Source organism: Hymenobacter edaphi (genome assembly GCF_003258365.1).
In the GTDB taxonomy this organism is placed as follows: Bacteria; Bacteroidota; Bacteroidia; order Cytophagales; family Hymenobacteraceae; genus Solirubrum; species Solirubrum edaphi.
The window spans coordinates 94,874-109,746 of the sequence record NZ_QHKM01000003.1; the positions used below are offsets into that span (position 1 = coordinate 94,874).

Genomic DNA, 14,873 nt, shown 5'->3' on the forward strand with positions numbered 1-14,873 from the left:
GGTTTTGGAGTAAGACAAAAATGGAACCTAGGCCTTTGGGTGGGCCTTTTCAAACACTGCTTTCAATTTGTCGATGCTCAGGTGCGTGTACACCTGCGTAGCCGCCAGATTCGCGTGGCCCAGCAGTTCCTTGATGGCGTTCAGATCGGCGCCCTTGCCCAGCAAATGCGTGGCGAAGGAATGGCGCAGCACGTGGGGGTGCTGCTGCCCGGGCGCCGAAGTAATCTGCCCGAGGTAATGCTTGACGGTGCGGTACACCAGCTGCGGATAAAGCGGCTTACCCTTATCCGTAACGAGCAGCGGCGCCGCGGCGTTGTCGGGCGCGCCGAACTCCTTGGCTTTCCGCTGCATATAGTTGTCGAGTACCCCGATCAGCGAGGGATTCAGCGGCACGATGCGCTGCTTGTTGCCCTTGCCCGTCACGCGCACGGTGCGCCCGGGCAGGCTCACGTCCTGGTGCCCGATGCCGATAAGCTCCGAGAGGCGGATGCCGGTGCCGTAGAGCATTTCCAGCATCAGCTGGTCGCGCCCGCCCGCGAAGTCCGGCGTGAATTCAAACGAGTCGAGCAGGTGGTTCAGCGGCTCCTCGGGCACGAAGTCGGGCAGCTTCTTGCTGGTCTTGGGCGCGGTGATGCGCAGCATGGGGTTGCGCGTCACCTGGCCGGTGTGCAGCAAAAACTTGTAGTAGGAGCGCAGGCAGGCAATCTTGCGGTTCACGGTGCGTGGGTCGCGCTTTTGCTCCATCAACGTCACAATCCACGAGCGGATGAGCGTGTGGTCGGCCTCGGCCGGGTTGCTTAGCTCGTAGGTGGCCAATAGGTAGTCGCCGAACTGCCGCAGATCGGTTTCATACGAGAGAATGGTGTGCGGGGAGTAGCGGCGCTCGAAGCGCAGGTAGTCGATGAAAGCTTCCATGCAAGGGAAGCCGCGGTGGCGGCGGGTGGATAGCCAATGTAGGAAACCCCGCCGACAATCAAAACATAAAAAAAACGACCAGCCAGCCCATACGAAATGGGCTGGCTGGTCGTGAAGCTGGTAGCGGGCTGAGCCTAAGCTCGCTCGCCTATCGGCGGGGCAGAACTAGTCCTGCTGGCCGTACATCGCCTGCTTGTAGGCAGCCTTGATCTTCTGCTTGCGCTTCGTAATCGAAGGCTTCTGGAAGAACGTGCGGCGGCGCAGCTCTTTCAGCACGCCCGTGCGCTCGAATTTCTTTTTGAAACGTTTCAGCGCGCGGTCAACCGACTCGTTCTCCTTGATTTGGACGATGAGCATAAAAAAGAAAGCGTGAGTTTCTGAGTTTTGAGGGCCGCAAAGATAGCCAGAGATTTTGACGAATGCACGGCTTGCGTCGTTTTTTTCGCTGCAACCACTTGGCAACCTGCCCAAAATGGCGTACGCGGCCGGGTAGCCGGGCTTTGGCCCGCGCCATTGGCGGGCGGCTGAGGCAGCGGCAATGGCCGCCTCAGCCGCCCGCCGGGAGCATTATTTCAGAATGGTGCGGGCAATAACCAGCTTCTGAATCTCCGAGGTGCCCTCGCCGATGGTGCACAGCTTGGAGTCGCGGTAGAACTTCTCGGCCGGGTAGTCCTTGGTGTAGCCGTAGCCGCCGAAGATCTGCACGCCCTCGTTGGCCACGCGCACGCACACTTCCGAGGCGTAGAGCTTGGCCATGGCCGACTCGCGGTTCACGTTCAGGCCCTGGTCCTTCATATCGGCGGCGCGGTAGGTCAGCAGCGAGGCGGCTTCGATTTCGGTAGCCATGTCGGCCAGCTTGAAGCTGATGCCCTGGAAGTTGCTGATGGGCTGATTGAATTGGTGCCGCTCCTTGGAATACTGCAGCGCCGCCTCGAAAGCCCCCTGCGCAATGCCCAGCGACAGCGCCGCGATGCTGATGCGGCCGCCGTCGAGCACCTTCAGCGCCTGCACGAACCCGTCGCCGACCTGGCCGATAACGTTTTCCTTGGGCACGCGGCAGTCGGTGAAAATCAGCTCGGTGGTTTCCGAGGCGCGCATGCCTAGCTTGTCTTCCTTGCGGCCGGCCGCGAAGCCCGGCGTGCCGCGCTCGATAATAAAGGCCGTCATGGCGCGGGAGTCGCCGACTTCGCCGGTGCGGGCAATGACCACGGCCACGTTGCCCGACTTGCCGTGGGTGATAAAGTTCTTGGCGCCGTTGAGCACGTAATGGTCGCCGTCGAGCACGGCGGTGGTGCGCATGTTGCCCGCGTCGGAGCCGGTGTTGGGCTCGGTCAGGCCCCAGGCGCCGATCCACTCGCCCGAAGCCAGCTTGGGCAGGTACTTGGCTTTCTGCTCCTCGGAGGCGTGTTGCAGAATGTGCCCGGTGCACAGCGAGTTGTGGGCCGCCATCGAGAGGCCGATGCTCGGATCAATTTTCGACAGCTCGGCAATGGCCGTGACGTATTCCACGTAGCCAAACCCGGCGCCGCCGTATTCGGCCGGCACCAGCACGCCCATCAGGCCCAGCTCACCCAGCTTGTGAAACACCTCGGCCGGAAATTCCTGGGTGTCGTCCCATTCCCGCATGCGGGGCTTGATGTGGGCGGCACCGAAGTCGCGCACCATCTGGGCAATCATCGTCTGATTTTCAGTAGCTACCAGTTCCATGGCAGTAAAAGGGGTTGGTGGGAATGAGGGGAAGAGCAGAACGAGAAAAACAAACGCTCGTTTGGGTTCGGCTAAGGTACGGATTTTGGCGGCTGCCCGGCACTGCCCGACCAGACCCAATTTTGAAAGCGCCCACGGATTGAGTTACTTTGAAGGTTTTTTAAGCGTTCTGACCTTGCCGAACCGTACTCCGTTGCGGTCCGTTTCTCCTTTCTTTCGGCTTATTCTAGCCTGCATGCACCCATCCGCTTCCCATTGCCTGCGTCAGCTCTGGCTCCCGTGCCTATTCCTCGTTTTGGGCTTTTCCTCCTGCACCAATCGGGTTTACAACCAGCGGGTTATGTTTCGAACGGGCGAGGATGGGCAAATGGATACGACCAAGGTGCGCCGGGCCGTAAACCGGGCGAACCGGAACTATACCATCCAGAACAACGATTTACTGGCCGTGCGGGTGTATACCAATAACGGTGAGCGAATTATCGATCCAAACGGGGAGCTGCGCTTCGGCAGTCCGGCCGGGCTGCTCTCCACCGGTGCCAACGGCAGCCGGACGCTGAGCAATGTGGGCGGGCAGGGCGGTGGTGGCGGCACGACCTCCTCGTCGGCCGGCGAATCGGAGTTTCTGGTGCAGACCGACGGGTACGTGAAGCTGCCGCTCGTCAGCCGCGTGCGGCTGCAGGGCCTGACGCTGCTCCAGGCCGACAGCCTCTTGCAGGTGCGCTACAGCGAATTTTACAAGGGTGTATTCGTGGCCACGCGGGTGACGAATAACCGCGTCATCGTGCTGGGCTCGCCCGGCGGCAAAATCGTGCCGCTCGTCAACGACAACATGAACCTGCTGGAAGTGCTGGCCGCCGCCGGTGGGGTCGACGGAGCCGCTGGTGGAACACTGTACCGCTCGGGTGGCAAGGTGTCCAACATTCGTATTATCCGGGGCGACCTGAAAAATCCGCAGGTGGAGCAGGTGGACCTAACCACCATTGCCGGGATGCGCCGCGCCAACCTGCAGATGGAGCCCAACGACATCGTCTACATCGAACCCGTGCGCCGTCCGTTCTACGACGCCCTTACCGACGCTGCCCCCGTATTGGGTTTAGCAGGCTTGGTACTGAATACAGCTGCCATTCTCATTACCATCTTCCGCTTCAACTAGCTGAGCCGCGCGGAAGCATTCCTCTCTTGCATCGCATACCTGACCTAAATGGCCGTTAACGAAAACGCCGAACTCGAAGAACTCATTCGGAACGCCACCAGTGGCGGCGCGGCGCCGACGGCGCCGGCGGCCGAATCCGAAGACGACTCCGTGGGCGGCGGGCTGGACCTGCCCTTGCTGCTCTCCGTGGCGCGGCGCAGCCTGCCGTGGATGATTCTGCTGGTGCTGATTGGGCTGGCGGCCAGCTGGAGCTACCTGCGCTACACCAAGCCGCTGTACCGCTCCTCTTCCACCATCAAGATTGACGAAAAGCAGCAGGCCGGCGACCTGGGTTTGCTGGCCGCGGGTGCCCAGGCCGGGCAGCAGGGCATGAGCAAGCTGTCGGGCGAAGTCGAGTTGATCCAATCGGATCTGATTTACACTCGGTTGCGCGATTCGCTGGAGCTGGACGTGAATTACTATACCGAAGGCACGGTGCTGGAAACGGAGCTGTACCGTACCGCGCCGTTCCGGGTGGAGTACGCAGTGCGCGAGCCGCTGCAGTTTGGGCAGAAGTTCAGCGTGGAGGTGCTCGACCAGAACCGCTTCCGGCTAAGCTATGCCCAGGGCCAGGCCGAACAGGGCGGCGAGTACAGCTTCGGGGAAACCCTCACAACGCCCGGCTTCACGCTGACGCTGGTGCGCACCCGTTTCTTCAACGAGCAAACCCCGGAAACGAAGTTTTTCTTCGTCATTAATACCCCCGAGGCCATCAACGGCTACCTGGCGCAAAACCTGACCGTAAGCGTTATCAATCCCGACGCCAACACCATCGGAATTTCCTTTACCGACTATAACCCGGCCAAGGCGCGCGACATCGTCAACAAAATTGACTCGGTGTATCAGCAGGTGAAGCTGGCGCGCAACTACCAGAGCACCCAGCAGTCGATGGCCTTCCTCGACAGCCAGCTCAACGGCAACCGGGATTCGCTGCAAAAGGCGGAAAACGCCCTGCAGGCCGCCGTGAAGCGCAACCGCACCTACGACGCCAAGGGCGACCTGGCCACCATCACCACGCAGATGCAGGAGCTGGCCAAGCAGCGCGAGCAGATTCTGCGGCGGCAGGGCGTGCTCCAGGAACTGTCGCGGGTGGTGGAAACGGAGCGCTTGATAGGCAGCGACGAACTGACCGTGGAAGAAAGCATTCCGGGGCTGGCCGTGCTGCAGGACCCGCAGATCAGCCAGCAGCTGACCGTGCTCAACGAGCAGCAGCGGGAATTGCGCCAGGTGCTGCAGTCGTATCAGCCAACCACCACCGCGGTGCAGATTCGGCAGAGCCAGCTGGCCTTCACCAAGCGCAGCATCCGCCGCCTGCTGCAGCAGACGCTCAAGCTCACCAACGACGAGCTGAACGCGCTGACGCGGCAGCAGCAGCAGCTCGGCGGTGAGCTGCAGTCCTTACCGGGCAAGGAAACCGAGCTGGCCCGCCTGCGCCGGCCGGTGGAGCTGTACGTGAGTTCCTACATGCTGCTGATGCAGAAGAAAGTGGACTTTGGCATTCAGAAAGCCGGCACCACGGCCGACTTCCAGATTCTGTCGCCGGCCAGCCTGCCGAGCGAGCCTATTTCGCCGCAGAAGATGATGGTGTACGCCATCGGGCTGGCCGTGGGCGCGCTGCTGGGCCTGGGCCTGGTGGCCGGGCGCTACCTGCTGCACAACACCGTGACGAGCATCCGGGAGCTGGAGCGCAACACCGTGGCTCCGGTGCTGGGCGTGGTGCCTTCCTACGACAAGGAAAAGCTGGCCGTGTCGAAGCTGATTGTGGACAAGAATCCCAAATCCGCCATATCGGAGGCCATCCGTTCCATCCGGACCAACCTGGAATTTGTGGCTAACTCCCGGCAGAAGCGGCTGATTTCGGTGACGTCGACGATTTCGGGCGAAGGCAAAACCTTCGTGGCGGTAAACCTGGGCGGTATCATTGCCCTCTCGGAGCAGCGCGTCATCATCATCGACCTGGATATGCGCAAGCCGAAGGTGAACCTGGCCTTCGACGCGGAAAACACCAAGGGCGTCAGCACCATTCTCATCGACCGCCACACGGTGCAGGAGTGCATTCAGCGCACCAGCATTCCGTCGCTGGACTTTATTTCGGCCGGTCCCACGCCGCCCAACCCCTCGGAGCTGATTCTGCACCCGCAGTTCGACCAGATGCTGGAAGAGCTCAAGCGTACCTACGACGTTATCATCATCGACACCCCGCCGGTGGGCCTGGTGACCGATGGTGTGCTGATCATGCGCAAGGTCGACGTGCCGATTTACATCGTGCGCGCTGGCTACTCGAAGAAGGCCTTCCTCAAGAACATCAACAAGCTGGTGCGCGGCAGCGGCTTCAGCAAGCTGACCACCATCCTCAACGACGCCCAGGCCGGCGGCATGTACGGCTACGGGTACGGCTACGGGTATGGCTACGGCTACGGCTACGGCACGGGCTACGGCTACTACGAAGAAACCCAGGCCCCCACGGGGCTGCTGGCCCGCCTGCGCCGCCGCTTTTCGTAAGTTGCCGCCTCTATGGCTTCTTTTTTCCAAAAGCTTTTCGGTCGGAGTGCGGCTGTAGTGCCGGCTACGCTGGCCTCGCTGGGCACCGACATGCACTCCCACCTGCTGCCCGGCCTCGACGATGGGGCCGAAACGCTGGAGCAGTCGGTGGAGTTGCTGCGCCTGATGCAGGGCCTGGGCTACCGCAAGCTGGTGATGACGCCCCACATCATGGGCGACTTTTACCGCAACACCCCCGAGGGGGTGCGCGGCGCGCTGGCCAGCCTGCGGCAGGCCGCCGCCGCCGCGGGCATAGCGGTGGAGCTGGACTGCGCGGCGGAATACTACCTCGACGAGTTCTTCATGCGGCGCCTGGAAACCCGGGATGAGCTGCTCAGCTTCGGCGGCGACAAGCGGTACTTGCTCTTCGAGACGTCGTACATCAACGAGCCGTTCAACCTGCAGGAAGCGGTGTTCGGGCTGAAGTCGGCCGGCTACCAGCCGGTGCTGGCCCACCCGGAGCGCTACACGTACCTGTACGGCCGCTTCGGGGAGCTGGAAAAAATCCGCGAAAACGGCGCCCTGCTGCAGCTCAACCTCAACTCCCTGGTGGGCTACTACTCCAGCGGCGCCAAGCGCGTGGCCGAAAAGCTCATCGACGCGGGCCTGGTCGACTTCGTGGGTACCGACGCGCACAACCTCAAACACATGTCGGCCCTGAACCGGGTGCTGGAAAGCGAGTACCTGCCCAAGCTGCTGCGCTTGCCGCTGCGCAACGCGGAACTGTAAATCAATGAGTGAATAAGCAAGTGAGCGAATGAGTGATTCTCGTATGAACGTCCCTTTAACTCACTCATTCGCCCATTTACTCATTCACGCATTGAACCTATGATTTTCGTTACCGGCGGCAGCGGCCTTGTGGGTTCCTACCTGATTCCGGCTTTGCTGGCGCGAGGCCTGAGCGTGCGGGCGCTGTACCGCCGGGCCGTGCCCCGGCACGTGCCCGGCCACGAGCGGGTGGAGTGGGTGGAAGGCGAGCTGCGCGACTCCGGCGTGCTGCGCGACGCGCTGGCCGGCGTTACGCACGTGTTTCATTGCGCGGGCCTCGTGTCGTACGCCCCGCAGGATGCCGAGCTGCTGCGGCAGGTAAACGTGGAAGGCACCGCGGCCGTGGTCGATGCCTGCCTGGCGCGGCCGGGCGTGCGGCTGTGCTACGTGTCGTCGGTGGCGGCGCTGGGCGGGCTGCCCGAAACGGCCACCGGGCCCGAGCTGGACGAATCGGCCAAATGGGACCTGGGCGCGGCTCACGGCCACTACGCTACCAGCAAGTATCTGGGCGAGACGGAGGTGTGGCGCGGCGTGGCCGAAGGGCTGTCGGCCGTCATCGTGAATCCCTCGGTTATCCTGGGCGCCACCGACTGGAAGCGGAGCAGTACCCGACTATTTCGCTACGCTCACCAGCAGCATTCGTTTTACACGCCGGGAAGCGTTAATTTTGTAGATGTACGCGACGTGGTGACGGCCATGCTGCGGCTGACCTTAGACCTTGCGGTGACGGGCGAACGGTACATCCTGAGTGCCGGCGCGCTGCCGCTGGGGGAGTTTTTCCGGCAGGCGGCTGCCTGCTTCGGCAAGAAGCCGCCCACGGTGGAAGTGCCCGACTGGGCGGCCGAGGCCATCTGGCGGCTGGAACACCTGCGCAGCCTGGCCACCGGCTCCCGGCCGCTGATTACCAAGGACACCGCCCGCGCCGGGCGGCGGCCGGTGGTGTACCAGGCCGGGAAGGCGGAGCAGGCTGTGGGCCTGCGCTTCCGGCCGGTGGCGGAAACCATCCGCTGGGCCTGCGCGGCCCTGGCGGCCGGGCCGAACTCGCAGCCGGTTCCGGGGGTTATAGTTCCCTAGGAGCCGCGCGCCGAAACGGGCAGCGCCGTACAGAGAAAGGACGCGGAAGCCGACCCCGGCCGCCGCGGCCGTTGCTGATTAATGAGAATGAACGAACAGTCTGAGGAACGGGATGAGGTGTTGGCCACGGTGCGCCGCTTTGAGCGCATGCTGGCCGATGGCGAACCGGCGTTTTTTGATCTGGCCGATTTTGAAAGCATTATCGACCACTATACCCAATCCGCGCAATTTGATAAAGCCCTGCAGGCCTGCGAGGCGGCCGTGGCCCAGTACCCGTTCAGCACCGAGCTGCTGATCGACCGGGCGCAGGTGCTGGCCATGCGCGGGCAGTACCCCGAGGCGCTCAAGCAGATCGACGAGGTAGCCGAGCGCGACCCGGACAACGCCGACGTGGCCGTGACCCGGGGCATCGTCTCGACGCAGCAGGGCGACTACCCGGCGGCCGTGGCGTACTTTCTGCAGGGCGCCGAGCGGGCCCCCGACCGCGACGACATCTACTTCAACCTCGGCCTGGCCTACCAGCAGTGGCAGAAGTTTAAGAGCGCGGCCCGCAACTACAAGCAAAGCCTGAAGCTCAACCCCGACAACGACGCGGCGGTGCAGGAGCTGCTCTACTGCCTGGAAGTATCGGGGCGCCTGGACAGCAACCTGGAGTTTTTCCGCCGCTTCACCGACGAGGACCCGTACTCGACCATTGCCTGGTACAACCTCGGGCAGGCCTACTACAAGGCCGTGCAGTACGGCAACGCGGCCCAGGCCTTCGACTACGCCATCGTCATCGACCCGAAGTTCTACGAGGCGCACGCCTACCTGGCCAGCTGCTTCGTGAGCATGGAGGAGTACCAGCGCGCCATCGAGGAGTTTCAGCTCAGCTACGAGGAGGGGGAGCCTACCGCAGAGGCGCTGTGCAACATCGGGGAGTGCTACGAGAAGCTGCGCCAGTGGGACCTTTCGCGGCGGCACTACCAGAAAGCCCTGGACCTCGACCCGGAAATGGACGAGGCCTGGTTTGGCATCGGGGTGATTCTGGATGCGCAGGAGCACTGGTTTCAGGCCCTGCATTACTACCGCAAGGCCGTGGGCCTGTACGCCGACAGCGGCGAGTACTGGGTGGCCCTGGCCGGGGCCGAGTACCAGGTGGGCAACATCGTGTCGGCGCTGGAAGCCTACGAAAAGGCCACCGAGGTGCAGCCCGACATGCCCGAGGGCTGGATCAACTGGAGCGCCATCCTTTACGAGCAGGGCAACTACGACGCGGCCATCGACCTGATGAAGACGGCCACCGAGCTGCTGCCCGAAGATGCGGAGCTGCTGTACCGCCTCTGCGCCTACCAGCTGGCCGCCGGCCGCTACCGCCAGGCTTACGACGTACTCGAAAATGCCTTACTTTTGGACTTCGACAAGCACCGCCTGCTCTTCGAGTTCTTCCCGGAGCTGGAGCAGCAGCGCGCCCTCACCCGCCTGATCGAGCAATACCGGAAGTAAATGGCTGAATGGCTGACTTGTTAAAGGGCTGATACCAGGAATGGCTGTTTGGGCTACGGCGCCAAACGGCCATTCTTTTTTGTGTCATTGCCTGCACAAGCAGCCATTTAGCCATTTAGCCATTTGACCCCTCCAAACCAGATGAACTACACCCTCTCGCAAATCCCCGAACGCACCCAGAAACCGCGCGAACAAGGCTTTACCATGGTCATGGACAAGGGCCTGAGCGTGCGCGAAGTCGAAGACTTCCTGGAAGTCGGGGCCGACTACACCGACATCGTGAAGCTGGGCTGGGCCACCTCCTACGTGACCAGCAACCTGCAGCGCAAGCTCGACGCCTACAAGGAGGCCGGCATTCCGGTGTACTTCGGCGGCACCTTGTTCGAAGCCTTCATCATCCGCAACCAGTTCGACGACTACCGCCGCCTGCTCGACCAGTTCGGCATGGAGTACGCCGAGGTGTCGGACGGCTCCATCGAGCTGGACCACGACCGGAAGCTGGATTTTATCCGCCAGCTGGCGGGGCAGGTGAAAGTGCTGTCGGAGGTGGGCTCGAAGGACGCGGAGAAAATCATTCCGCCCTACAAGTGGATTGCCCAGATGCGCACCGAGCTGGAAGCCGGCGCCATCAAGGTTATCGGTGAGGCTCGCGAGGCCGGCAACGTGGGCTTGTTCCGCTCGACGGGCGAGGTGCGCTCGGGCTTGGTGGAAGAAATTCTGACCCAGATTCCCTTCGAAAAAATCCTCTGGGAAGCCCCGCAGAAAGCCCAGCAGGTGTGGTTTATCAAGATGCTGGGGGCCAACGTGAACCTGGGCAACATCGCCCCGAACGAGGTCATTTCGCTGGAAACCATTCGCCTCGGTTTGCGCGGCGACACGTTCTCGCACTTCCTCGACATGGACGCGGTGGACCCGATGTTCAAGCCCGTGGAAAAGCCGGGCAACAAGCCGGGTACTTCGATGCCGCGCGGGTAAGGCACCCGCTCGCTTTACAGCTCACAAGCTCTGGCCGTGCCGGTCAGAGCTTGTTGGTTTTCCAGCCCAGGCGTTCCGGAAATACTTTATCTTCAGCCCGTTCAACGACCATTGCCATGCGCTGTCATTACTTCGCTTCCGCCTGGCTGCTGCTGCCGACCCTGGCCGTCGGGCAGACGGTACAGCCCACCGGCGCCCCGACTACGCCCGTGAATTGGCAGTCCCCCGCGTCGGGTGGGGCCTCCTTTTCGGACGCGTACGGCCTGGATTTGAACGGCGACGGCACGGCGGACCTGGGATTCACCAACGTTTATACCGCGCCGGCCGGGCCGGGCTCCCCCACCATGCGCACGTTTGTGGTGGGCGCCCGCCATGCCGCGGTGGAGCTGGCCACGGATTCGGTGGAATTTGACAGCGCGAAACGCCTGCAGGCCGGGCAGCTCATCCGCCACGGCATCCGCTGGGGCAACACGGGCTACATCGACTACGAACTGGTCGGCAACGGTGGCGTCGGGGGGCGAGGCTTCTTCCGCGACGGTGCCCCGGGCTTCGTGGTGGCGCGCATGGCGGTGGCCGGCAGGTGGCAGTATTGGTGGATTCAGGTGGAGTCGCGCAGCGGCGGCAACCGGCGCGTCAATTACTACGGCGTGTCGCCGGAACGGCCGCTGCGGGTGGCCAGTCCGGTCGGCCGCGTGGCGCTGCAAGCGTACCCGAACCCGGCCACAACGGCCTGGCAGGTGCAGACCAGCTACCAGGGGCCGTACCGCCTGCTCGACCAGGTGGGCCGCGTAGTGCGCCGCGGGCAGCTTGGCCCGGGCGAAGCCCAGCTGCCCGCCGCTGAGCTGCCGGCCGGCCTTTACCGGCTGGAGCTGAGCAACGCGCTGAATGCCCGGCTGACGCTGGTCAAACAGCAGTAACCGGAACCCGGTCCGGCCTTATTCAGCGCCCGGCGGTGGATTTTTAGTGATACAACGCGCGTTGGCCGCGCACAAGTAAGCCGCCAGCTGCGGCTGCCGGCGCGCCAGGCCCCGCTGGCAGTGCTCCGCCCGCGGCAACGCGCGGCTGCCGACGGGATACTGGCGGCTGGCCGCTACCGCCCGCCGGCAGCACCCGGGCTGCGGGGCAAGTTTTACCTTGCGCACCAATTTCGTCCGCCTATGCTCACCGTTCAGCTACTGCCCTTTCCGGAGCTGCGCACGCCGCGCCTGCTGCTGCGCCGCCTCACCGCCGCCGATGCACCCGCCATCCTGCGTCTGCGCTCCGATGCCCGCGTGATGCGCTACCTCGACCGCGACCCCGCCAGCGGCCTGCCCGACGCGCTGGAGCTGCTCGGGCGCATCGACGCGGCGCTGGCTGACAACTCGGGCCTCAACTGGGGCGTGGCGCGGGCCGAGGCGCCCGAGGCCCTGCTGGGCACCTGCGGCGCCTGGCGTCTGGATCTGGCCCATCACCGCGGCGAAATCGGCTACAGCCTGCTGCCCGAAGCCTGGGGGCAGGGGCTGATGAGCGAGGCCCTGGCCGAGGTGTGCCGCTACTGCTTCGACGGGCTGCACCTGCACAGCCTGGAAGCCAACGTGAATCCGCAGAACGAGGCTTCCATCCGGCTGCTGGAGCGGCAGGGCTTCGTGCGCGAGGCCTACTTCCGCGAGAACTACTACTACCGCGGGCAGTTTCTGGACTCGGCTATATACTCGCTGCTGGCGCCGAAGCCGTAAGTCGGCCCGGGGCGCAGCCACGTTGTATCAGCGCCCCGGGCCCTGTCGTAGTAGCGTTTCTTTGCCGTTAGTCCATGCTTTTTCGCCTGCCTTTCCGCCTGCGCCGTGCCCCCCTGGGGCTGGCCGTGGTCCTGAGCCTGGCCGCCTTCCGCGCCGACGACCCGCGCGACCCGGGCCGGGTGGAGCACCTGGCCGATTTTCCGTCGAAGTTCGTCAAGCCCCGGCACGTGGACGTGTGGCTGCCCGCCGATTATCCCCGGCCCGGCCGCCGCTACGCCGTGCTTTACATGCACGACGGGCAGAACCTGTTTCACCCGGCTAGCAGCTACGGCGGCGTGGCCTGGGAAGTCGACAGCACGCTGGCCCGGCTGCAGCTGCGCGGGGCGGTGCGCCCCGACGTTATCGTGGTGGGCGTGTGGAATACCGACCGGCGCTTCCGCGAGTATTGCCCGGCCAGGCCCTATCAGCTGCTGAGCGCCGCCCGCCGGGCGCAACTGGCCCAGGAAGGCCTGCTGCCCGGCCCGCCGCAGTCCGACGAGTACCTGCGCTTCCTGGTGCAAGAGCTGAAGCCCTACGTCGACGGGCACTACCAGACCGATAAGCGCCGGCAGAGCACGTTTATCGGCGGCAGCAGCATGGGCGGGCTGATTTCGCTCTACGCCGCCGTGGAATACCCGCAGGTGTTCGGCGGGGCCGCCTGCCTTTCCACGCACTGGCCGCTGAGCTTGCAGGACAACCCCTCGGATTTCACCTCTGCCTGCCTGCGCTACCTCGGCCAGCGCCTGCCCGCTAAGGGCCGCCGCCCGCGCCTGTACTTCGACTTCGGCACCGCCACGCTCGATGCGCGCTACGAGCCGCACCAGCTGCGCATCGACAGCCTGCTGCGCGCCAAGGGCTACACCGGGCGGGACTGGCTGACGCGCAAATACGAGGGCGCGGCGCACAGCGAGGCCAGCTGGAAAAAGCGCTTTGAGGTGCCGACGCGCTTCCTGCTGAGCCCGGCAGCGGGCAAGTGAGGGGCGTTGGCAGGGGCCGAAGCAACCCTGCGGCCGCCGGGCAGTAAGAAGGTAGGTACATTCGTTAGCTACCGTCCATGAAAAAACTGCCGCTGCTGCTGCCCGCCGCCCTGTTGCTGCTGGCTGCGTGCAATCAGAACGCCAAAACCGCCGAAACTTCCACGCCCGCCCCGCCGCCCGCCACCGCCGATACCGCAGCCACGGCCCAAACGCTGGAACTGCCCCCGCCCAACGCCACCAAGTCCGTCACCAAGCGCGTCGACATCATTGACTGGCCCGCCGGCAAGACGCCCGTGGCCCCGGCCGGCTTCACCGTCACCAAGTACGCCGACGGCTTCGAAGGCCCGCGCTGGCTGTACGTGCTGCCCAACGGCGACGTGCTGGTGGCCGAAGCCAGCACCATCCCGACGACTACCAAGAAGAAAATTGCCGCCGAGCTGAACCTGGACAAGTCGCGGAGCCTGCGCGAGAGCAGCGCCAACCGCATTACCCTGCTGCGCGACGCGAACAAGGACGGCCGACCCGAGGTGCGCCAAACTTTCCTGACCGCGGCCAACGGCCTCAGCCAGCCCTTCGGCATGCTCCTGCTCGGCGACTATTTCTACGTGGCCAACACCGACGGCGTGCTCCGCTTTCCCTACCAAGCCGGCCAGACCACGCTCAGCGGCGCGGGTCAGAAAATCATGACCCTGCCCAAGGGCGGCTACAACAACCACTGGACCCGCAACCTGCTGGCCGGAGCCGATGGCAAGAAGATTTACGTGTCGGTGGGCTCGGGCTCCAACGTGCAGGAGCACGGCGAGGCCAACGAAATCCGGCGGGCCAGCATCCTGCAGATCAACCCCGACGGCTCGGGGGAAAAGGTGTACGCCAGCGGCCTGCGCAACCCCGTGGGCATGGCCTGGAACCCCGTCACCAAGCAGCTGTGGACGGCCGTGAACGAGCGCGACGAGCTGGGCGACGACCTGGTGCCCGACTACCTGACCAGCGTGCGCGAAGGCGGCTTCTACGGCTGGCCCTACGCCTATTTCGGCCCGCACGAAGACCCGCGCCGCCAGGGCGAGCGGCCCGATCTGGTGCAGAAAACCATCGTGCCCGAGGTGCCGCTGGGCCCGCACACGGCCTCGCTCGGCCTCGCGTTCTACGACGCCAAGGCCTTCCCCGCCAAGTACCAGGGCGGCGCCTTCATCGGCCAGCACGGCTCCTGGAACCGCTCGGCCTACTCGGGCTACAAGGTGGTATTCGTGCCCTTCCGGGGCGGCAAGCCCAGCGGCCCGCCCGAAGACTTCCTGACCGGCTTCCTGGCCGGCGGCGAAAAAGCCTACGGCCGCCCCGTCGGCACCTTCGTGGCGCCCGACGGGAGCCTGCTCGTGACCGACGACGCGGCCAACACCATCTGGCGCGTGGCCGCCAGCGGCGGCACGGCGGCCGGCAGCCGGTAGGGAAACCAGGCCGGCCTCCTGAGGCGTGGCCGAAGGACCTTCC

General features: G+C 64.3%; 13 protein-coding genes. 10 read left to right on the forward strand and 3 right to left on the reverse strand.

Going from position 1 to position 14,873, the window contains the following annotated elements; translation table 11 throughout:
• Positions 1-27 precede the first annotated feature (27 nt).
• From DLM85_RS10755 to DLM85_RS10765, 3 genes are all read right to left on the reverse strand, one after another.
• A complete protein-coding gene (locus DLM85_RS10755; protein ID WP_111478127.1) occupies positions 28-915 on the reverse strand; it encodes a tyrosine-type recombinase/integrase in 888 nt (295 codons plus the stop codon).
• A 165-nt stretch (positions 916-1,080) separates the two neighbouring features.
• A complete protein-coding gene (gene rpsU, locus DLM85_RS10760; protein ID WP_078010179.1) occupies positions 1,081-1,272 on the reverse strand; it encodes a 30S ribosomal protein S21 in 192 nt (63 codons plus the stop codon).
• Between the two features lie 210 nt (positions 1,273-1,482).
• A complete protein-coding gene (locus tag DLM85_RS10765; RefSeq protein WP_111478128.1) occupies positions 1,483-2,622 on the reverse strand; it encodes an acyl-CoA dehydrogenase in 1,140 nt (379 codons plus the stop codon).
• Between the two features lie 340 nt (positions 2,623-2,962).
• On the opposite strand from DLM85_RS10765, the gene DLM85_RS10770 reads away from it, so the two are divergent.
• The 10 genes from DLM85_RS10770 (at position 2,963) to DLM85_RS10815 (ending at position 14,830) form a co-directional block, all read left to right on the forward strand.
• A complete protein-coding gene (locus tag DLM85_RS10770; protein ID WP_243635926.1) occupies positions 2,963-3,775 on the forward strand; it encodes a polysaccharide biosynthesis/export family protein in 813 nt (270 codons plus the stop codon).
• 48 nt (positions 3,776-3,823) lie between these two features.
• Entirely contained in the window at positions 3,824-6,316 is a 2,493-nt protein-coding gene (locus DLM85_RS10775; RefSeq protein WP_111478130.1) for a polysaccharide biosynthesis tyrosine autokinase, read from the forward strand.
• Between the two features lie 12 nt (positions 6,317-6,328).
• Complete coding sequence (locus DLM85_RS10780; protein WP_111478131.1) at positions 6,329-7,084, forward strand: tyrosine-protein phosphatase; 756 nt, start codon at positions 6,329-6,331, stop codon at positions 7,082-7,084.
• Between the two features lie 99 nt (positions 7,085-7,183).
• The gene (locus DLM85_RS10785) at positions 7,184-8,197 is read left to right on the forward strand and encodes an NAD-dependent epimerase/dehydratase family protein (protein ID WP_111478132.1); all 1,014 of its coding nucleotides are present in this window, start codon (positions 7,184-7,186) and stop codon (positions 8,195-8,197) included.
• Positions 8,198-8,284: 87 nt separating this feature from the next.
• Positions 8,285-9,682 (forward strand): tetratricopeptide repeat protein, encoded by a 1,398-nt coding sequence (locus tag DLM85_RS10790; protein WP_111478133.1) that lies wholly within the window; start codon positions 8,285-8,287, stop codon positions 9,680-9,682.
• 141 nt (positions 9,683-9,823) lie between these two features.
• On the forward strand, positions 9,824-10,657 hold the full coding sequence (locus DLM85_RS10795) for a phosphosulfolactate synthase (RefSeq protein WP_111478134.1): 834 nt from the start codon (positions 9,824-9,826) through the stop codon (positions 10,655-10,657).
• A 116-nt stretch (positions 10,658-10,773) separates the two neighbouring features.
• Complete coding sequence (locus DLM85_RS10800; RefSeq protein ID WP_111478135.1) at positions 10,774-11,574, forward strand: hypothetical protein; 801 nt, start codon at positions 10,774-10,776, stop codon at positions 11,572-11,574.
• Positions 11,575-11,814: 240 nt separating this feature from the next.
• Positions 11,815-12,372: a GNAT family N-acetyltransferase gene (locus DLM85_RS10805; RefSeq protein WP_111478136.1), complete on the forward strand. Its 558-nt coding sequence runs from the start codon at positions 11,815-11,817 to the stop codon at positions 12,370-12,372.
• Between the two features lie 74 nt (positions 12,373-12,446).
• Positions 12,447-13,388: an alpha/beta hydrolase gene (locus DLM85_RS10810; protein WP_111478137.1), complete on the forward strand. Its 942-nt coding sequence runs from the start codon at positions 12,447-12,449 to the stop codon at positions 13,386-13,388.
• Between the two features lie 77 nt (positions 13,389-13,465).
• Complete coding sequence (locus DLM85_RS10815) at positions 13,466-14,830, forward strand: PQQ-dependent sugar dehydrogenase (RefSeq protein WP_111478138.1); 1,365 nt, start codon at positions 13,466-13,468, stop codon at positions 14,828-14,830.
• The last annotated feature ends 43 nt before the right edge of the window (positions 14,831-14,873 follow it).